The following is a 19211-nucleotide window of genomic DNA, read 5'->3' as shown; positions in this document are numbered from 1 at the left end:
GGGGCCCCCGGGGGCCGCCCCCCGTGGCTCCGGCCCCCCCCCCCGGGGGGGGGGGCCCCCCCCGCCGCCCCCCCCCCGGGGGGGGGGCCCCCCCGCCGTCCGCACGGCGCGTGAGCCGTGCCGGACCTCGTCATCGCTTGACGGCGACAAATCCCCACTGCTCGACCGGCTCGCCGGTGACGGGCTGGTCGGGACGCCAGAGGGTGATCGAGCCGAAGCCCGGCTCCAGCAGTTCGAGGCCGTCCGAGAAGGAGCGCACGACCTCGGAGGGGCGGGAGATGTAGGGCAGCGCGCCGCCGCTGGCGTACTCGTCCGAGCCGGCCAGGGTCTCCGGCGTCTCGATCGTGTCGCACAGGATGAGGCAGCTGCCCACCGGAAGGGCGGCCAGATAGCCGCGCAGCAGGGCGGCGGCCTCGGCGTCGTCCGCGACATGCCCCAGGGTGGAGAGCAGCATCAGGGCGACCGGCCGGGTCAGATCGAGCGTCTTGGCGGCCTCGCGCAGAACGGTCTCGGAGTCCGTCAGATCCGCGTGGATGTAGTCGGTCGCCCCCTCCGGCCGGCCGACCAGCAGCGCGCGGGCGTGGGCCAGCACGATCGGGTCGTTGTCGACGTAGACGATCCGCGCCTCCGGGGCCGACCGCTGGGCCACCTCGTGCGTCGAGTTGGCGGTGGGCAGCCCGGTGCCCAGGTCGAGGAACTGCCGTATGCCCAGCTCCTCGGCGAGATGCCGCACCGCCCGCGCCTGGAACTGCCGCGAGGCCCGGGCGATGTCGATGATCTGCGGGAATATCTCCTTCAGCCGGGCCCCCAGGGCCTGGTCGACGGGGTAGTTGTCCTTGCCGCCCAGCCAGTAGTTCCACACCCGTGCCGAATGGGGGGTGGTCGTGTCGATCTGCACCACTGGTTCCCGCTGGTCCGCGTTCATCGTGCTCTCCTCGTATCGGCCCCCGTACAGCCGTAACGGGGGGCAGGCCCATGTTTCACCACAGGCCACGCATATGCCAAAGGCAAGCAAGGGCACGAGTGGGCAACTATTGCCCGGAACGCCCCTGGTGAGGCCCTGTGAGGTCCCGGTGAGGGCCTGGTGAGGGCCTGGTGAGGGGCGTTCCGACCTGGCGGGGCCTCAGCTCACGAGCTGGGCCCGCTCGATGAGCGCCACCGTCGCCCGGGGGTCGGCGACCTGGACGACCAGCCTCGCGTACCGCTCGCCGGCCAGCTCGATGACCACGGCCTTGGAGGAGTCCCGTACATCCCAGAACACTCGCTCACCGTCCTTGTAGAAGGTGCCGGAGGTGATGAAGCGGGGGAAATGGGTGCCGGGGGCGCGGATTCCCTTCGGTTCCATGACGATCCCCGGGTCCGCGGTCGCGCCGCGAACATGCGCCAACGGGATGTCCAGCCGCTTCTTGAGCGCCCAGACCCGGTTCATGCCGGTGATCTCGACGATCAGTCTGCCGCCGTCGACGTTGATCTGTGCCATATCTGCTCCCAGCGAGTAGTGGTTCAGCGAGTGGCGAGCCGTCGGCCCAGGGCCTCGCAGGCCCGCCCGGCGTCCGCGCCCGGAGCCCCGGCCCTGGCGCGGATGCGCAGTCCGAGCACCGCGGAGGTGAGCGCGACCGCCAGCGCTCCGGGGCCGCCGTCCGGATCACCCGGATCACCCGGATCACCCGTGCCGTCCGGCACTCCGGTCGCCGCGTCGAGCGCGTCGAGGGTACGGGTGACCAGCTCGGCCACCTCGGCGTCCACCGGGGCCCGCTCGACGGCGGCGAGCAGCAGCAGATCGAGCCCCGCCCCGCCGCCCGGCGGGCTCAGCGCCTCGCGCAGCCCCTCGCCGGGGCCGGCGGCCCGGGAGACCCGGTCGATCAGGGGGGCCACATCGTGCTCCAGGGACCACCGGAGCGCGGCCAGATAGAGCCCGCGCTTGCTGCCGAAGGTCTTGTACAGACTGTTGCGATGCAGCCCCAGATGCGTGACCAGATCGTCGATGGAGACTCCGTCGTAGGCCCGGCCCGCGAACAGCTCCGCCGCCGACCTGACCACTTCGGCCTCGTCAAATCCTCTTGGGCGTCCCATGGCACGACCGTACGTCATTAAGGAACGCTCAGTCAAGAACGATCGTTCCTTAATCTCTGCCCGCACATGAGGAAGGGCCGGCCCGCCTGTGGCGAACCGGCCCTTCCCCCGTACGTCTACTCTCCCGACATCGCCGCCGCGATCCGCAGATGCGGCGCGGCGTCCAGCGGCCGCCCCTGGCGCTCCAGGGTGCGCCCCAGCATCAGCCGGGCGTAGTGCTCCACCGGGTCCAGCTCCAGCACCGCGAGCAGCTCCGTCTCGGCGCGGCCCAGCTGGGCGGAGTGGTAGTAGGTGCGGGCCAGCAGCAGTCGCTGGGCGACCTGCCCCGGGGCCTCCTCCACCAGTCCGCGCAGAATGCGCGCGGCCGTCGCGTACTCCTTCGCGTCGAAGAACAGCTGCGCACGGTCCCACCGCTCGGCGGCGGTGCCGAACTCGTAGTAGGTCTCGTTCTCGCTCACTGTTCTCCTCCTTGGAGTCTGCTCCGGTTGTCCTTGTGTCGGCCTCAACCAAGGGGGGTGGTTGAATATTCCACCAGCCTGTGGGCGTGGGGGGCCGACGGTGGCCACCGCCACGGGAATAGGTTGAGCGCCATGAGCAATCTCGATCGTCAGGCCGCCCCCTCCGTCTGCGGCGGTCGCGGTTTCGTCGCCGCGGAGCCCGTCCGCGAACTCCTCAGCCCCCGCACGGTCCGCCTCGGCGAGTCCACCGAGGTGCGCAGACTGCTGCCGAATCTCGGCCGCCGGATGGTCGGGGCCTGGGCCTTCGTCGACCACTACGGCCCCGACGACATCGCCGGCGAGCCCGGTATGCAGGTCCCTCCCCACCCCCACATGGGCCTTCAGACCGTGAGCTGGCTCCACGAGGGCGAGGTGCTCCACCGCGACAGCACGGGCAGCCTGGCCACCATCCGCCCCCGCGAACTGGGCCTGATGACCTCCGGCCGTGCGATCAGCCACTCCGAGGAGAGCCCCCGCCAACACGCCCGGCTCCTCCACGGCGCCCAGCTCTGGGTCGCCCTCCCCGACGCCCACCGCTCCGTCGAGCCCCACTTCCAGCACCACACCGACCTGCCCACCGTCACCGCCCCCGGCCTCACCGCCACCATCATCCTCGGCTCCCTCGACGGCACCCCCTCCCCGGGCACCACCTACACCCCCATCCTCGGCGCCGACCTCACCCTCTCCCACGGCGCCGACCTCGACCTCCCCCTCGACCCCGACTTCGAGTACGCCATCCTCTCCATGTCCGGCCAAACCCACGTCGACTGCGTCCCCCTCCTCCCCGGCTCCATGCTCTACCTCGGCTGCGGCCGAACCTCCCTCCCCCTCCGCGCCGACTCCGACGCGGGCCTCATGCTGCTCGGGGGCGAGCCCTTCGAGGAGGAGCTGATCATGTGGTGGAACTTCATCGGCCGCAGCAACGAGGAGATCGCACAGGCGCGTTCAGACTGGATGGAAGGCACACGCTTCGGTGAGGTGCACGGCTACGACGGGGATCCGCTGGCGGCTCCCGAACTGCCGCCGGGGTCGCTGAAGAAGCGGGGGCGGGTGCGCTGACCTGGGCATTTTGCGAGGCGGTCCAAGTTGGCTGTCGCAGTGATCGCGCTGCGACAGCCGGGCCTCCCGGAGCGGCCCGCGAAACCGCCCCGGCGGGCGCCGGGCGGGTGGCGATCATTCCCGGGTTTGGCTCTCTATGGTCAGGTTAGGTAGACCTAATGCTGACTCAATGCTGACTTTGCCGATGGTTCGTCAGATCGTGTGGTGCTCGATCTCCTGCGGTTCTCGCCTGGGCGCTGGCTCGGCATCAAGTCGGCCGCTCTCTCGGATCGACGTGGGGACGGCCTTGGGGCGGCCCCGCAGAAAGCGCTGCGTGCGAGGACGGACACGTTGCCTCCGTTGTGGAGGGTCCACAACGGAGGCTGGGAAGACGGAGGCGACACCTGCCCCCTTGGCGCAGACAGCTGTGCGACATCCCTTGAGTTCCTCTGAGCCCTGTTGAGTCCCCGACCTCGTGGCCAGGGGGTTCTTCCTCCTTGGAGTGCTCTCCCGCCAGGTGACGTAACTTCAGGATTCCTGAAGCGTTCTCATCTCGTCCGACTGTTCCGCAGTCGGGATGAAGGTGAGGAGGCTCGGGTTGGCGGCGCTGGCAGTCGTGCGGGATCTCCGGGATGTACGCGATCCGGTCTCGGCCGAGGAGTTGGAGCAGTTCGAGACCGATGCGCTCGCCGGGTTCGTTCTCGCGCGTGCGTCGGCCGGGCTGACGGACGGCACCATCCGCGGGGACGTCGGCCATCTGGAGCAGATGCGGTCCTGGTACGGCCGACCACTGTGGGACATGGAGCCCGCTGACGCGGATGCGTACTTCGGGAAGATCCTGCGGAACTCGCCCAGCGGCACCCGGCTGGCCCGGTCGCAGGCGCTGACCACCTATTTCGCCTTCCTCGAACTGCGGCACAAGATCGAGCTGCACCGGCTGACGGGCCGGGTGGTCGAGTGCCCGATCGACGAGATGAACCGGCCGCGCGGGGCGAAGGACGCCCAGCTGCGGATCCCGCCGCAGGAGGCGGAGGTCGGGCAGCTGTTCACCGGCTGGGCCGGAGAGCTGGCGACCTGCCGGAAGTTCGCCCCGATGGCCAGGAACTACATCGCCTCGAAGCTGATGTCCGAGGTCGGGCTGCGGGTGAACGAGGCTCGCCGGCTGGACCTGGACGACATCAAGTGGAACCTCGGCCGGTTCGGCAAGCTCCACGTCCGATACGGCAAGCAAGCGCGGGTCCGGTCCGCGGGAGCGGATGGTCCCGCTGATCAACGGTGCGGGCCGGACACTGCGGTGGTTCATCGAGGACGTGTGGGGTCAGTTCGGTGACGACCACACCCGGCCCGGCGCCCCGCTGCTGCCCTCCGAGCGCAAGAACGCCGACGGCTCCCCACGGCGGGTCGGTGACGATGCCCTGCGCAACGGCCTCGCGGAGGCCACCAAACTCCACCTGCCGGGCTGGACGGACAAGCTGACGCCGCATGTCCTGCGGCATTTCTGCGCGTCCCAGCTCTATCTGAACGGGCTCGACCTGATCTCGATCCAGGAGGTTTTGGGGCATTCCTGGATTGCCACCACGATGCGGTATGTCCATGTGCAGCAGACCCGGGTCGAGGATGCCTGGGTCGCCGGGCAGGAGAGGGCCGCCAAGCGGCTGGAAGGGCTGATCCGATGAAGTGGAACCTGCGGCTGACCGCCGCGAACAAGGGCGTCTGGAAGGCGTCCGAGCTGCGAAGGAGCCTCGCTGAACACGGGCTGGTGATCTCGGCGGGGAAGATGTCCGGTCTGTGGTCCGGGCAGCCGGTCTCCCTCAAGCTGGAGGACCTGGACGTGATCTGCGTCGTCCTCGGCTGTGACATCGGGGACCTGCTGATTCCCGAGCCGGACAAGGTCACCCGCCCTGGCCAGGACACCATCGCCCGGGAGGCGGCTGTCGGTTCTCCAGCGCCGGTCCCGGCGGTGGTGCCCCGCCGCCGCGACGGTCGTTCGCTGCCGCCGATGTGATCCGTGGAGCCCAGGTCGTGTCCCGACTGCCTCTCGTGGGGCCTGCTGTTCGGTCCGCGCTGCGGGGCCTGTTCCGGCTTCGCGAGTCGGGGTGAGGCAGGCCGGTGCGGCAGTTGCTCACGGCGGGTTCCGGTGCGGAAGGGGTACTGCCGCCTGTGCTGGGTCGGGGCACGAGCGGACGCCGCGGCGACGGGCACGAAGGCAGAGTCGTTCCTGCCCGGTCCAGGACATCAGCAGCTGTTCTTCTCCCGCATGACAGCGCTCTGGGACCGGCGGCCCAAACCGTCGGCGGTCGAGCACGGGCGTCGGGGCCGGCCCCGGCGGCCTGATCCGCCCGCCGCACCCCCTCCGGCCGCAGTCTGGCGCCAGCCTGCTCTGTTCGAGATCCGGCGGGACTTCGCGGGGCGAAGGTCTGTCGGTGAGCGCGCTCAACGCGGCAATCCCTGGCTGGACTGGGCCCGGCACAGTGCCCACCGGCTCGGCGAGGTCCGCGGCTGGCCCCGCACGATGCGGCTGAACGTCGACCAGGCCCTGGTCCTCGTGCTGGCCGACCACGCCGACGGTGACACGGTCCGGTACTCGGACGTCTTCCCGGCCCTGCGGGCACGCGGCCTGAGCGTCAAGCGCACTACCGAGGTTCTCGACCGCATCGGAGTCTTCGCCGACGACCGGACACCGTCGTTCGATCTGTGGCTGGCATCCAAGCTCGACGGTCTCGCCGCCGGGATCGCCCACGATGTCGAGGACTGGGCCCGGCACGTCGCGACGGTCTGGAACTACCTCAACCGGATCCGGCCCGTGCTGCTGGAGTGGTCGAACCGCTACGACCACCTGCGTGAAGTCACCCGCGCCGATGTGCTCGCCCACCTCGACACCGTCCACGGGTCACAGCGGCAGGCAACCATCATCGCCCTGCGCTCTCTGTTCCAGCGGGCCAGGAAGAACGGCACCATCTTCAAAGAACCCGACCAGCCGCATCCGCGTCGGCCAGCGCGAGGAAGGCGTCATCCAGCCCCTGGAGCCCGAGCACATCAACGGTTCCGTCGCCGCCGTCCCCCACCCCGCCGACCGGCTGATCCTCGCCCTCGCGGCAGTCCACGCCGCCCGGCCCGCGTCGATCCGCCGCCTCCAGCTCGATGATCTCGACATCGGCAACCGACGCCTGGCCATCGCCGGCCGTACCCGCCCGCTGGACGACCTCACCCTTCACGTTGCTCTGGAGTGGCTGGAGTTCTGTCGCCGACGGCGGCCAGGGTGAGGAGTGCGGCGGCGGTCAGGCCGACCGTGAGAAGTCGGAGTCTCATGACTGACACGGTGTCAGCAGCGAGGGTGCGGCGGTGCCGTTGTCGCTGGACCGTGACGAGGCCATGGCGCGGCCGGGACGGGGAGTCGGCGGTCGGCGCGCGCACGGGCGGAGCGTCTGTGCGCGCATGCTCCGCCGACGCCACGGCCCTGCGCCCCACCGGCAGGAGCCCTCCCCCCTCCCCTCCCCGCACGCGCCCCTCGGAAAAGTCCAGCAGCCCGGAGGGGCGGGCGTCCAGCCGGTGCGCCGCGGTCGACGGACTGCCCGGCACCGGCCCCTGGGTCACTCGGCCGGTGCGCGGGCCGAAGGGCCCGGTCGCTCAGGTTCCGCCGGGTTTGCCCGTCGAGACCAGCAGGAGGACGGACGAGCCCGGTGCCACCGGTTCTGCGCCGCCCCGGGGCTGACTGCTGATCACCTGCCCGGCGGGAGCGTTCCAGTCCGTGTGCCGCATGATCGTGCAGCTCAGTCCGAGTCCGCGCAGCAGGCTTCCGGCCTGTTCGACCGGCATGCCGGCCAGGTCCGGCAGCGCGATGCCCGCTCCCGCGGTCTGCTCCTGCTCCTGTGTCGGAGTCGCATCGGCGCTTCCGCTCTTGGGGGTGCCGGTGGCGAGCGGGGTGCACGCCCCGTTCGCCGGTGGGGACAGGGACGGGGAGGCGCCGGGCGCGGGCGACACGGGCTTCAGCGCGAAGAACCCCACCGTGGCGCACGCCAGCACGCAGCACGCCGCAGCGGTGCCGAGGAGCGCCCGGCGGGGGCGGCTGCGGCTGACGGCTCGCTCGATCGCGGCCGCGTCGACGACCGGCGCCGTCGGCCCGTCGGCGAAGGAGGCCACCGCGGCACGCAGCTCGGCTTCGAGGCCCGACTCGAACGGGGCCGGTCCGGACGACGTGTTCCTCACTTCGTACCTCCGAAAGCGGCCGACGGCGTGTGCGGCGCCTGGGCGCCCGATACGGAATCGCGCAGCTTGGCCAGGCCGCGGGCGAGCTGGGACCTCACCGCACTCGAAGAGATGTCCAGGACGTCGGCGACCTGCCGGGCGTCCAGATCGTGCAGGTAGTACAGGACCACCACGCTGCGCATGCCCATCGGCAGCCCGAGCAGTGCCTCGATCAGTTCCGCGCGCAGATCCACCTGCCCGAACCGGTCCCGGGGGTCGGCCGTCTCGGGCACCCCCGACAGCCCGGGGCGCTCGCCCCGGCGCGACAGCCGCCGCCAGCGGTCGTTGGCCAGGTTGACCAGCACTTTGCGCACGTACGCCTCCGGCGAGTCCGCCACCGCGACCTTCCGCCACTGTCGGCACGCCCGCTCCAGCGTCTCCTGCACCAGATCCTCGGCCACGTGCACGTCACCGGTCAGCGCATACGCGGTGCGGAACAACGCTCCCGACCGCTGTGCGACGAACTCCGTGAATCCGATGCCCGGACCGCTCCTGCGAAACCTCACCCGCCGACCTCCTCTCCTCGTTCCGTCCCGATCACTGCCCCCATGACGGCGGAACGGGGCCGGGTGCTGCACCGAGCCGCCGGCAGTGACGTGAATCACAGCCGGGACGGAAGGGTGTCCCAGGACCTCGCGCCGCTGCCGCCCGGGGTGCGGGCGGGGCCCGAAGCGGAGGGCCGCCGGGCGGGCGGCCCGCAGTCGGCCGAGAAGAACGGGGGCGCCTCTTGCCAGATACTACGTTCGCCGACGTCGGCGACGCCGGGCAGTACGCGAGCGACCGGGGGATCTGGCCCATTGGCAAGAGGGTCCGTGCTGAGGCCCAGTACGGACTCGTGGCCGTGGACGGCCTCGTGCGCCGCGTCTACGAACTCGACCCGGACGGCTGGAGCGAGGTCGAGTCCAGCAAGTGGGAGTCGTTCGCACAGATGCGTGTTCGATGCATCAGATACCGTAATGGCCGGCTAGGTGCCGCATCCAGGTGCGTACCAGCGAAAATTGAGCAGCCATCCAACTGATGATGTTTCAGGGAAGAGGACGAATGAGGAACGTGAAGAGGCTCGCAACTGTGACGGGCACCGCGGCAGCGGTGATCATGCTGACCACAACAAGCGCCCTGGCCAACTGGACAAGCAGCCTCGACTGGGTGCGCGTCGGGTTCCCCTCACGTACATGGGGTGATCAGAGCTACTCCCAGATTCACTTCACCAAATGCACTACCGATCGACAGTCACCTCACGACAGCGTCCATGTGCAGCTCGTACGGGTCGACACATCCCCGGACACCTACTACGACACAAAGAAGTTCACTGAGTGCTTCACCCACGGTGACGGCGACGAAACAAGTACCGGTGTCTGGACGGGCCTGCCCGCAGGCGACTACCGCTTCTACATCAAATCGATCAACAACGCGGACGTGAACGTCTTGTCCGTCAACAAGGTCACGGTGGACACCACCAAAGCCGACGGATAGACACTCGGCATCGGACCTCCGCCAACGGGGCAATACGGTCATCGGTGTAACTTCCAATCATGGAAGCAGCACCTGATGAGCGACGCCATCGTGTTCATTTGCATGGTTGAAGAAGTTCGACGAGTCGGCCAGGACCTTTGACGCTGGCTGACCTCTCCCCTCAGCGGCTGCGGCGCCAGACCTCGAACCTCGGGTCTGGCGCCGCGTGTCATCGAGCACGGGGCTGGAGTCTGACTGCACATCCTCCGCAGCCCGGTCCGCTGGTGTACGTGCCGGTGCTCACCGCGCCGCCCTCCCTGCCCGCGCCTGGTCCACCGCATACCGAGCGCATCCGGCTCCGCCCGGCGTTCCGCACTGAGCTTGCCGGCCCTTTGCGGGCGGTGACAACCAGCGTGCCTCGTCGGGCTGAAGCCGCAGCTCAGCGGGCACCGAAGGTGACAACTGTCGTCCCCGCCCGCGCGGGTGTAGACGCCCTTCCACAAACCGAACTCGGAAGGCATGTCCCCCGGGGCGAGCCCGTGCGGTCCTTCCACGCGATCGCCTCGATCATCCGCCGGTGACACGCCACCGCCCACCACGTCGCGGAGTCCGGTCCGGAAGCAGCGGCTCAATCCGCGACCACTGCACATCAGTCGACGACATGACCGGACCAACGACCCGGTGATCTGCACGAGACGGCCTCGGTGCAGGATGAGCTCGTGCTTCCTCCCCGACTGCTGTGGCGTGATCCCCGGCCCATCCCCCGGTTCAACCGGCAGGAACCCGTGACGAAGATTGTCCGTGATCCCGGCTTCTACGAGCCGAGCGATGAGGACGGCTGCTCAAGGTTCAGGTACTTCTGCCAGCCCCATGACCGCCCCTACTGGCACGAGTCATGCGGGGAAGGACCGCACGTCATCGCCCTGCACTGCCAAGAACACGGGCCCGAGAGCATGTGGCCGCAACCACTGATGCTCATGTTCCCAGAAGGGTTCGACCCCCCGCTGAGCAACGCACAGCTGGCCTGGGTGCAGGCGGAGAACGACGCCGTCTAGACATGATCCAAAAGAGACACCCTATTCGTCCCCGCCCGCGCGGGGGTCGTTCCACCGGCCGTGCGTCGACGCGGAGCATCTCCCGGTCCGCCCCGCCCGCGCGGAGGTCGTTCGATGAACTGACCGGCCGCTGCACTGTGCAGATTCCGATGACCTGACCAGCCTGGTCCAGCAGCATGGGGTGCGTCCGCCCGATGGCCGCAGGGCGGACGCACCCCTATCCCCTTTGCCTACCTTGATGGAAGACATGATGAGTGACATCCTGCCCGCCTGGACCGCCGTCACCGACTGGCTGGCGGTGCACGCGCCCGCCTCGCACGCCACATTACGGCCGGGCGCGACCCCGGCCGGTATCCGTTGCACCGAGAGCGAGTTGGGCGTGAGCCTGCCCGCCGATCTGATCACGCTGCTCACAGCATGCGACGGGACGGTCGACGCCTCGGCCCTGGAGCGCGACTCGGACGAGTACGACCCGGGCCTCTTCCTCGCCCAGCACCACCTCCTGCCACTGGAGGAGATCGCGGTGGTCCGCGACAGCGGAGGAAGCTCCGAGCAGTTCTGGGGACCCTGGGTCCCGTTCGCCGTCGCCGACTACTCCCTCCCCCCGTGGGGCGGTCTGGCGGTCGACGCCGCAGGCCGCCTCGCCGCCTTCAGCCTGGCCGACGGCGAACCGCCCACGCCGCACGCCTCCGCCGGACACGGAACCCTCGCGGAGTTCCTCAACGCCCTGGCCCAAGCCTTCACCCGAGGCACCGGCCCGCTGACGGACCACACCACCCCCGGGTTGCACCGGGGCGCACTGGTGTGGGGACCGCTGCCGGACGACGGCACCCCGTGGCCCCCCGTACATCCGCAGCACCATTCCACAGCCTGAAAACAGACGACACCGCCCGCCACCTCGTCCGCCCAGCCGACGCGAGGGTCGTTCGTCACCCGTGCCCTGCACGACCTTCTGGTCTGCCCCCGCGCGGGGGTCGTTCACAACAGATGGACTGGCTCCACCCCAGGATCCTGCCCGCCCCCGCCCGCGCGGGGGTCGCTCAACAGCCCGGCCGGTCGGGCTCTACGGAGACTGCGGCTCCCCCTCCCCTCAAGGCCGAGGCTCTGACCATGGAGGCCAGGCTGGTCGACGCGACCTGAACAGCCGACCTGGCCGCCGCCACAGCCGAGGTCCGGACATGCTGGAAGCCGGCATCGCGCGCACCCGGCGCGAGTTCCTGGCTCTGATGAATCCGATTGAGCTGGACACGGGCTCGGCCGCAGCAGTGTCCGCGCTCGCCCTCCGCCGAGCTCCAGGCCGTCGAGGTCGCGCTGCCGGAGCACCGCGCCAGCGCCCCCGGCCGACTCGGGCAGACTGAGGGGCCGTGGCGGAGGCCCCCGCCGGGTGTACTGGACCGAGCAGGCGGCGGCCGCGCCGTGGACCGATCGGTTGCCCGAGTTCGCCGCCCGTCCGCTGAACGACGACGTTGCCGGGGCGGTGATCGCATGAGCGAGGTGAGCGGCATCGGCCTCGCCCGCCAGGTCCTGGGCACGCCCCGGGAGGTGGCCGGGAAGAACGGCACCACCCGCACCGCGAAGCCGAAGCGGCGCACCGGCACGGTCGTACGGCGCGATGGCCGCATGCCGCTCGGGCTTGGCACGGTGACTGGCCGGGGGCGACCGAGCGCGGCCTGGTCGCTCCGGCCCAAGAGCGTCGGCTATCCGGCCGTGCCCGCCGTCCACCAGGAGCACAGGAGCACGTCGTCGGTTTCTCTCTCAGAGAACGATCGCGAGCACGAACGTCGGCAGCAGAGTCACCAGGGCGCTGGTCGGCCAGTACCAAGGGGAAGCCGCAGCAACCCTGCGCCGCATGGGGCGGTTGGCCAGCCACCAGAGCAGGGTGAACCCGACCGTCACCGCCCCGCCGAACAGGAACCAGGGCAGCATGCCGTCGTTCTCCGTCGGCTCCCGCCGGGTCCAGCCGAGTGCGGCGAAGGGCCAGTTCGCCACGAAGTACCACAACAGCCATACCGGAACCACAGCGGGAAGTCCCAGCAGCAGGTTCACGCTCATCGACGTCAACGGCCATTTCCACATGTGCCCAGTATGGGAACTGTCTGATGTCGCTGCGCGGCGGGCACGATCACCGTCGAGAGCGGGTGCCGGGGGAGCGGAGCCCCTCCGCCCGGCCGGAGCCGACCGTCATCCGAGCCGGTGTCCTTCGCCGAGGAGTTCAGCAGTGAGCGCCCGGTACGCCTCGCGCTCACGCCACGCCGAGCCGGGGCCGCCCTCGCAGGGGATGTGGGCCGCCAGCACCGGGAGCGCCGTGCGGTACCCGGCGAGGAAGTCGTCGGCCCGCGCCCCGGGGGTCTCGTGGGTTCCGAGCAGGACGACGCCCGCGCAGCGCTCCGCGTCGAACGGGGCGAACAGGGCTTGGGGGTCGCGGGCGGTGAGCCGCCAGGTCATCGCCCAGCGGTGGGCGCGCATCGTGCTCAGCCACCGCGTCTGCCACCCGTCGGGCAGCAGTCGGCCGTCGGTGCCGAGGATCTCGGTGGCGAGCAGCGGGTGATCGTCGCCGGGACGGTGCCACAGGGTGGCGACGCCGATCCAGCCGTCAGCCGCGGCGGCGATCGCCTTCTGCGCGCTGGGGGCGGCGTCGAGGAGCACGAGTCCCGCCCGGCCGCCCGCTCCCGCAGCGCTTCACCCAGGGCCGTCGGTTCGGTGGTGACGTGGGCGACCTCCACGCCGGTCAGCCGACGACGCTCGGAGCGGCCTTCGGCGAGGGGGCGGGCGGGATCGATGTCCACCAGCAGGACGCGTTGTCCCTGTTCGGCCAGCGCCGCGGCCAGGCGCGCGGCGACGGTGGTCCGGCCCAGTCCGCCCATGGCCTGGCCGTGGATGGTGTGGCCGCTGACCACCGCCAGCACCACCGGGCCCTGCCCGGCCACGGCCGGAAGGGAGGAGAGAGCCGGGCGGGGAACGACCGTGGGACGCGGGGCCGGACGGGCGCGGGCCACCAGGAGCTGCTGGAAGTCCCCTCCGCCGGGGACTTCACCGCTTGTGTCCTCGACCAGCCGGACGACCGGCAGGTTCCGAAACGCCATCAGCCGGCGGAGCAGCGCGCTGCGCGGGGCCGGGTCCGACTGTGCCTCGTACGCCGCGATCGAGGCGCGCTCGGCCGGGGTCCAGTCGGGCGCGGTGCGTATGGGGTCTTGGGTCCGGGGGAGGTCGGAGAGCCGCCGGTAGGCGTCGGGTGCGTCGTCGGGCGGCAATTGGAGGGTGATGAGGGCCCGGCGGCCGGGGCGGAACAGCTCGATCCGGTGGGGCGGCCGGGGCCGGGCGCGCAGACCCACCACGCCCGAGACGGACAGGCCGTCGATGCCGAGATCGGGCTCAGGGACGGGGAGGAGCCACTCCAGAACAGCTTCCCAGGCGTCGTCGGCGAGGTGGAGGGTGATGCTCTCGCGGGTCGGCCGGATGCGGGTGATGCCGTAGACGCAGCCTTCGAGCGGGTGTTCCTCGCCAGCGTAGAGCTCGTCGAGCTCGGAGAGGATCGCCCCCTCCAAGGCGATCTGGTCACGGTGGGCGGCATCGGCGATCACGTCGGGGCGGCCGGCGACGAGTTCGCGGGCCTGCTGGAACGTCTCGCCCGTCAACTGCATCCGCAGCCGGGCGCGGGCCGTGCCGAGGGAGGAGGTCATGCGCATACCTTTCGTCCACTGCCCGGCTCAGCGCTACGAAGGTGGAGGTATGCGTGTGCATGCCAGCGGGCCAATGCCCGCTTCGGCCGACGGTCACCCCCGCCGGTGCCGGGAGGCGGGAGACTCGGCCAGGCCGCGTCTCCCGGCCCCGCCCGGCACGATACACCGGCCCTCCCCGGCTGGGCCCTACCGTGCCGGACAGCTCCCGACAGGAGGCTGTTGACGCTCTCGCCGAGGTGGCGGAGCCGGGGAATTCGCCATCTGAAGGCGATAGCGCGGGGCCACGTCTTCGAATCCGGGGCGGTGTTCAGTTCTCGTCGTGGAGGGTGAGGCCCTCGCTCTCGGCCCAGCTCCGAAGCCGGGCCCGCTGGCCGCCTCGCTCCCGCCACAGCAGTGGCGCAGGGGAGGTATTCCAGCAGTGCGCTATTCCAAGGTCATCGTTTGCCGCTCTACGCCTGAGTCTGCTTCGGCAGCGCCCTCGGCCGTATGGGCGAGGTGCTTGCTCGGGGAGTCGTCCCCGCCCGCGCGGGGGTCGTTCGCCGACCTCCGGGCGAAGGGCGACCGGCAGGAGGTCCGCCCCGCCCGCGCGCGGGGTCGTTCCATGGACCTGGCCCTGGTGGAGCAGAAGCTCCAGCTCGCCCTTGCCTGGCTGGACTACCGGCGACGGCGCTGGCCCGACACCGCCAACCCTCACCTACTGATCAACAAGCAGACTGCGCCGGAGACCGGCCCCATCAGCGGTGTGTCCGTCTCGGCGGCGCTCCGCGGCCAGACCGCCACGCTGGAACGGCTGCGTGTCGACCGCCAGCTCGAAGAAGCCCTGGTCCACGGCCCCGACCCGCTCCACCTCGCCGAGGTCTTCGGCCTGGCCGAGAAAACCGCGATCCGCTACGCGGACTCCGCGCGGGCCCTGCTGGAACAGGCCGCCGAACAGCTATCGCAGTGAAACCCGCTCGACCTGGTCACCTCTGTGAAGAGACCCTATGGGTATGGAGTTCATCTGTTACCACCGCGACCGGCCCGGCTCCCTGCCGCTGCGCGACGAGCTGCTGGAAGATCATTGGTCCTACATGGACCGGTACGCGAAGGAGATGATCGCCCGGGGCCCGACGCTCGCCGACGACGGCGATACACCCACCGGAAGCATGCATATCGCCGACCTGCCCGACCCCGCCGCTGCCCGCACGTTCGCCTTCGACGAGCCGAACTACCAGGCTGGCGTCTACCGGGACGTGCTGCTGCGACGGTGGCGCAACACTCTGGGACGCACCATGTGGGATTTCCCCGGCGGCTGGACCGGCGGCAACCGGTACCTGGTACTCGGCTTCGGCACGGGGCAGGCCGCCGACCTCGTGGTGCCGCTCAACCAGGACGAGCTGATCGCCTACGGGCCGCTGCTGTCCGACAACGGCGACACCTGGCTGGGCACGGCGGCATTGGTCCAGGCGCCGAACCCAGACACGGCACGCGCGATCCTGACCCCGGACCGGTACGCCGATATCGAAGTGCACAACTGGCAGTTCGGCGGGCGCTCGTCATAGCCGGAGATGTCCGCCGCCATTGCCGCCGACGCTCTTCGGATCGCTCAGCATCTCCGTGTTTCACCCGAACTCACGGATGCACCGGTCTGATGCATTTCGGCAAACCCGTGGGTTCGCGCTGAAGAGCCTTCAGTTTTCGCGAACTCGCGGAACTCTGGGGGTATGACCGAGATGCGCGGCAAAGGGGCAACGGGATGATGGGGTCCGAGTAGGAACGGCCCAGGAAACCGGTGTTGGTGTCAGAAGTTTTGACAGCCGGCCGTCGAGCGGCCCGTCTCGGTGCCGTCCGCTGAGGGGCGGGCGCGACATCCGGTCTTCAAGGTTTTTGAAGATCACCCGACGAGTCAGGGCTCGGCCCTCTGGTACGAGCCGCCTAGGCCGTTTCTTAGCGATCACCTCGCGGCCCAGATGTGGATGGCCGCGAGGTGCAGGGCCGCCCGGTAGATCGTTGCCGTCTTGTCGTAGCGGGTGGCCAGGCCACGCCACTGTTTGAGCTTGTTGATGCACCGCTCGACGGTGTTCCGTTGCTTGTAGGCGGTCTTGTCGAAGGCCGGGGGTCTGTCGCCCTTGCTGCCGAGGCGTTTGCGGTTGGCGGCCTGGTCGGCGGGCTGCGGGATCACCGCCCGGATCCCGCGCTTGCGCAGGTGCTCGCGGATCGCGCGGGACGGGTAGGCCTTGTCGGCCAGCACGACCGCAGGTCTGGTTCTGGGCCTGCCTCGGGGTCTGGCCACTCGGATCGCGGCCATGACCTGGGTGAACGCAGGCGCGTCACCGGCCTGGCCGGGTGTGACGACGAAGGCAAGCGGACGGCACCGACCGTCGGAGGCGAGGTGGATCTTCGTGGTCAGTCCGCCGCGGGACCTTCCGAGGGCATGGTCGTCCGGCTCGCCGGCCGGGGCCCCCTTTTGACGGGCCCCGGCGGCGTGCTGGTGTGCACGGACGATCGTGGAGTCGACCGCGACGACCCACTCCAGGCCGCCCCCGGCGTCGCCCTCGGCGTCGGCCTGGGCGAGCAGGGCGGCGAAGACGCGGTCCCAGGTGCCGTCGATCGCCCACATCCGCAGCCGGCTGCAGGCGCCCTTCCACGAGCCGAACCGCTCGGGCAGGTCCATCCACGGAGTCCCGGTTCGGTACTTGAACGCGATCGCGTCGATCACCTCCCGGTGATCACGCCACCGCCCGCCCCGCCTCGGCGTCCGGTCCGGCAGCAACGGCTCGATCCGCGCCCACTGCGCGTCAGTCAACGACACACATCAACCAACGATCAGATGATCCGAGAGAAACGGCCTAGCCGTTGCCCGTGGGGCCTGCAGGACGGTCGGGGCGCCACTTGGTCAGCTGGTGTGCAAGCGTGCGGTCTGTTCGGTGCCGACGTCGGTGGTGCGGCGCAGGTAGCGCTCGATGACGGCGAGTTCGTCGTCGGTGAAGTCGTCGAGGGCCTGGTCGAAGGCTCTCCCGGGGGTGTCCCAGGCGGCTTCGATCTCGGGGGTGCGGCCACGGGTGAGGGTGACGAGCATCTTGCGCCGGTCGTGGGTGTCGGGATGGCGCTCGGCGAGGCCGGCCTTCTGTAGACGATCGACCAGGCGGGTGGCTGAACCGGAGGTCAGCCCGGTCAGCTCCGCGATCTCCCCCGTGGTGCGGGGGCCGGGTTCCAGAGAGAGCAGGCTCACGCACTGCAGGTCGGTGGGGTGAAGGCCGAGGTGCTCGGCCATGGCCTGATTGAACAGCGTGTAGGCGGCGTGGTGGCGCCGGGCCGTCGCGGTGACCGCCGCGACCAGCTCCCCACGGGTTCGGTTTGACATGGAATCGCCCTTGCGTCCTACTTATGTCTGCGTCACGCAGATAATGTGTGGTGCAGATCCTTTGTAGCACGACGACCCCTGGGAGAACCTCATGACCGCCCACACCCCCGAGCAGCTGCGCGCCCTCTACGGCCGATGGAGCGAGCTGTGGCGCGGCGACTTCAGCCATGCCGAGGAGATCCTCGACCCGGGCTTCGTCGTCCACCAGGCCCGCCCCGACGGCAGCGACTCCGAGGCCGTCACCGGCCCGGAGCGCCTGCTGCCCGAGATCGAGCAGACCATGGCCGCCTTCGGCACCATCACCATCACCGTCGACCTCGGCCCGATCGTCGACGGCGCCATGATCGCCGCCCGCTGGACCATGCGCGCCACCTACACCGGCGGCATCCCCGGTGCCACGGCCCCCGTCGGCACGAAGGCCTCCTTCAGTGGCCACGACATCCTGCGCGTTGAGAACGGCCGGTTTGTCGAGTACTGGACCTGCACCGACATCCTCGACGGCCTGTCCCAGCTCGGCGCCATCTCCGGCCCCAACGGTCCCGCCCAGCACTGAGCAGGCGAGGCCAGGCACGGCCGGGGCGTCACTCCTCCGGCCCCGGGGATCAATCGAGCCGTGGTTGGCGCTGAGATGGATCATGGTCTCCGGGCTGGCACGGCGAGGCTGACCGACGCCTTCGCGTTCCCCTGTCCCGGAAGGCCCCCGGCTGCTTGGAGTGCGGTGTGGTCGGTGTGCGCCGCAGTGACGGCTTCTGGGTAAGCCTCCCGCTTGGCGTGTTCGGCGAGTGCCTGGTAGATGCTGGCGACGGAGGGGTTCTTCCCGGCGCGTTTGCCGGTGGCGATCCGGAGGTGGGGCTGGATCTGCTCGACGGACTCGCCGTTCGCGCGGCGCCGGAGGACGGTGTGGAGCATGTCGTCGGTGATGACCGGGGGTCGTCCGCCGTGTTTGCCCTTGCGGGCGGCGGTGTCGAGTCCTTCGAGGGTGGACTCGCGGATGTTCTCGCGCTCGGTCTCCGCCATGGCGGCGAAGAACGCGAAGAGCAGCTTGCCGGGGCCGGTGGGGTCGTAGAGGCCGGGCAGGGGCCCGGCGAGTATCTCCAGGATGAGGCCGTGGGCGGTGAGGTGGTCGGCGAGTGCGGTGAGTTCGGCGGCGTCGCGGCCGAGGCGCTTCATCTCGTACACGGTAAGGATGACCCTGCAGTGCGGGGCGTGGGCCTTGACCTCCCGGGCCGTGCGCAGGGCCTCCTCGAACCGGACGCGGACGCGGGTGCTGATCTTTTCGCTGAAGATCTTGTCCCGGGGGATGCCGTGTCCCGTGAGGGCGTCGAGCTGGGAGTCGAGTTCCTGGCCGAGGGTCGAGCAGCGGGCGTATCCGATGCGGATGTCCGCGCCCGGCAGGTCCGGGTCGAGGGGCGTCGGCGGCGGGTTGCCCGGCCGCCAGGGCCGTCCCGGTCCGCGGTCGGCGGGCGTGGGCACCCGCAGCGTCTTCTTCAGCCGGAACACCAGGGTGAAGCGGTGGGTGTGGTAGGCGGAGGCGGCCGCGCCGCCGCGCGAGCGGCACGGCGAGCCGGGCTGGGCGTCGCACTTCGGACAGGCGCGCTGTTCGACGTCGTCAGCGTCAGGCCGGCCGGACGGAGGCTGCTGCTGAGGGTCCGTCATGGGCCCGGATTTTCGCACAAGGCAAGTCTCAGAAGAGGGTCGTCCCGGTTTTGAGTGAGAACGGTTTCTGAGAGCGAATCCGGGTCCGGCGGTGGTCCGGTGGCCCGCTGTCGGTCTTTCTCGCGCAAAGGACCATTTGTGAGAAGAAGCCAGCCGATTCCGATCGGTGGCT

22 protein-coding genes are annotated in these 19211 nt (G+C 70.2%); 10 read left to right on the top strand and 12 right to left on the bottom strand.

Annotated elements, in window-relative coordinates:
- Positions 1–130 precede the first annotated feature (130 nt).
- The 4 genes from IE247_RS16490 to IE247_RS16475 form a co-directional block, all read right to left on the bottom strand.
- Positions 131–925: an SAM-dependent methyltransferase gene (locus IE247_RS16490; protein ID WP_190123886.1), complete on the bottom strand. Its 795-nt coding sequence runs from the start codon at positions 923–925 to the stop codon at positions 131–133.
- A 198-nt stretch (positions 926–1123) separates the two neighbouring features.
- A complete protein-coding gene (locus IE247_RS16485; RefSeq protein WP_190123885.1) occupies positions 1124–1480 on the bottom strand; it encodes a hypothetical protein in 357 nt (118 codons plus the stop codon).
- 23 nt (positions 1481–1503) lie between these two features.
- Complete coding sequence (locus IE247_RS16480; protein WP_190123884.1) at positions 1504–2073, bottom strand: TetR/AcrR family transcriptional regulator; 570 nt, start codon at positions 2071–2073, stop codon at positions 1504–1506.
- A gap of 116 nt (positions 2074–2189) precedes the next feature.
- On the bottom strand, positions 2190–2531 hold the full coding sequence (locus IE247_RS16475; protein ID WP_190123883.1) for a tetratricopeptide repeat protein: 342 nt from the start codon (positions 2529–2531) through the stop codon (positions 2190–2192).
- Positions 2532–2663: 132 nt separating this feature from the next.
- Here IE247_RS16475 and IE247_RS16470 point away from each other — a divergent pair, with 132 nt between their 5' ends.
- From IE247_RS16470 to IE247_RS16455, 5 genes are all read left to right on the top strand, one after another.
- Positions 2664–3629: a pirin family protein gene (locus IE247_RS16470; protein ID WP_190123882.1), complete on the top strand. Its 966-nt coding sequence runs from the start codon at positions 2664–2666 to the stop codon at positions 3627–3629.
- A gap of 577 nt (positions 3630–4206) precedes the next feature.
- Positions 4207–4938 carry a site-specific integrase gene (locus tag IE247_RS34340; protein WP_229869157.1) on the top strand — a complete coding sequence of 244 codons (732 nt, stop codon included), beginning with the start codon at positions 4207–4209 and terminating at the stop codon, positions 4936–4938.
- On the top strand, positions 4919–5284 hold the full coding sequence (locus tag IE247_RS34335) for a tyrosine-type recombinase/integrase (protein WP_229869156.1): 366 nt from the start codon (positions 4919–4921) through the stop codon (positions 5282–5284). Before IE247_RS34340 ends, IE247_RS34335 begins: the two co-directional genes overlap by 20 nt.
- On the top strand, positions 5281–5613 hold the full coding sequence (locus tag IE247_RS16460; RefSeq protein ID WP_190123881.1) for a helix-turn-helix domain-containing protein: 333 nt from the start codon (positions 5281–5283) through the stop codon (positions 5611–5613). Before IE247_RS34335 ends, IE247_RS16460 begins: the two co-directional genes overlap by 4 nt.
- A gap of 507 nt (positions 5614–6120) precedes the next feature.
- Complete coding sequence (locus IE247_RS16455) at positions 6121–6753, top strand: hypothetical protein (RefSeq protein WP_190123880.1); 633 nt, start codon at positions 6121–6123, stop codon at positions 6751–6753.
- Positions 6754–7235: 482 nt separating this feature from the next.
- On the opposite strand, the gene IE247_RS16450 is transcribed toward IE247_RS16455, so the two are convergent.
- Together IE247_RS16450 and IE247_RS16445 are read right to left on the bottom strand one after the other, a co-directional pair.
- Positions 7236–7814, bottom strand: coding sequence for a PASTA domain-containing protein (locus IE247_RS16450; protein ID WP_190123879.1), 579 nt, complete (start codon positions 7812–7814; stop codon positions 7236–7238).
- A complete protein-coding gene (locus tag IE247_RS16445) occupies positions 7811–8332 on the bottom strand; it encodes a SigE family RNA polymerase sigma factor (protein WP_073785247.1) in 522 nt (173 codons plus the stop codon). Before IE247_RS16445 ends, IE247_RS16450 begins: the two co-directional genes overlap by 4 nt.
- A 589-nt stretch (positions 8333–8921) precedes the next feature.
- Between IE247_RS16445 and IE247_RS16440 the strand changes: the two genes are divergently transcribed.
- A complete protein-coding gene (locus IE247_RS16440) occupies positions 8922–9326 on the top strand; it encodes a hypothetical protein (RefSeq protein WP_190123878.1) in 405 nt (134 codons plus the stop codon).
- Positions 9327–10610: 1284 nt separating this feature from the next.
- Positions 10611–11234 carry an SMI1/KNR4 family protein gene (locus IE247_RS16435; protein WP_190123877.1) on the top strand — a complete coding sequence of 208 codons (624 nt, stop codon included), beginning with the start codon at positions 10611–10613 and terminating at the stop codon, positions 11232–11234.
- An 881-nt stretch (positions 11235–12115) separates the two neighbouring features.
- Here the strand turns inward: IE247_RS16435 and IE247_RS16425 are convergent.
- The 3 genes from IE247_RS16425 to IE247_RS35015 form a co-directional block, all read right to left on the bottom strand.
- Positions 12116–12412: a hypothetical protein gene (locus IE247_RS16425; protein ID WP_190123876.1), complete on the bottom strand. Its 297-nt coding sequence runs from the start codon at positions 12410–12412 to the stop codon at positions 12116–12118.
- A 129-nt stretch (positions 12413–12541) separates the two neighbouring features.
- Positions 12542–12826, bottom strand: coding sequence for a hypothetical protein (locus IE247_RS16420; RefSeq protein ID WP_190123875.1), 285 nt, complete (start codon positions 12824–12826; stop codon positions 12542–12544).
- A 5-nt stretch (positions 12827–12831) separates the two neighbouring features.
- Positions 12832–14040 (bottom strand): AAA family ATPase, encoded by a 1209-nt coding sequence (locus IE247_RS35015; RefSeq protein ID WP_373305570.1) that lies wholly within the window; start codon positions 14038–14040, stop codon positions 12832–12834.
- 499 nt (positions 14041–14539) lie between these two features.
- On the opposite strand from IE247_RS35015, the gene IE247_RS16410 reads away from it, so the two are divergent.
- Positions 14540–14986 carry a hypothetical protein gene (locus IE247_RS16410; RefSeq protein WP_229869154.1) on the top strand — a complete coding sequence of 149 codons (447 nt, stop codon included), beginning with the start codon at positions 14540–14542 and terminating at the stop codon, positions 14984–14986.
- Between the two features lie 43 nt (positions 14987–15029).
- On the top strand, positions 15030–15581 hold the full coding sequence (locus IE247_RS16405) for a YciI family protein (protein WP_190123874.1): 552 nt from the start codon (positions 15030–15032) through the stop codon (positions 15579–15581).
- Positions 15582–15973: 392 nt separating this feature from the next.
- On the opposite strand, the gene IE247_RS16400 is transcribed toward IE247_RS16405, so the two are convergent.
- The gene (locus IE247_RS16400) at positions 15974–16831 is read right to left on the bottom strand and encodes an IS5 family transposase (protein WP_190123873.1); all 858 of its coding nucleotides are present in this window, start codon (positions 16829–16831) and stop codon (positions 15974–15976) included.
- A gap of 84 nt (positions 16832–16915) precedes the next feature.
- Positions 16916–17383 carry a MarR family winged helix-turn-helix transcriptional regulator gene (locus IE247_RS16395; RefSeq protein ID WP_190123872.1) on the bottom strand — a complete coding sequence of 156 codons (468 nt, stop codon included), beginning with the start codon at positions 17381–17383 and terminating at the stop codon, positions 16916–16918.
- 91 nt (positions 17384–17474) lie between these two features.
- Here IE247_RS16395 and IE247_RS16390 point away from each other — a divergent pair, with 91 nt between their 5' ends.
- Positions 17475–17936 carry an ester cyclase gene (locus tag IE247_RS16390; protein WP_190123871.1) on the top strand — a complete coding sequence of 154 codons (462 nt, stop codon included), beginning with the start codon at positions 17475–17477 and terminating at the stop codon, positions 17934–17936.
- An 80-nt stretch (positions 17937–18016) separates the two neighbouring features.
- Here IE247_RS16390 and IE247_RS16385 read toward each other — a convergent pair whose 3' ends face one another.
- Complete coding sequence (locus tag IE247_RS16385; RefSeq protein WP_190123870.1) at positions 18017–19039, bottom strand: recombinase family protein; 1023 nt, start codon at positions 19037–19039, stop codon at positions 18017–18019.
- Positions 19040–19211 lie beyond the last annotated feature (172 nt).

It is taken from the genome of Streptomyces inusitatus, assembly GCF_014651115.1.
Lineage (GTDB): Bacteria > Actinomycetota > Actinomycetes > Streptomycetales > Streptomycetaceae > Streptomyces > Streptomyces amakusaensis.
Note: the sequence above shows the minus strand (reverse complement) of the source record. Positions and strands in the feature narration are given on the sequence as shown.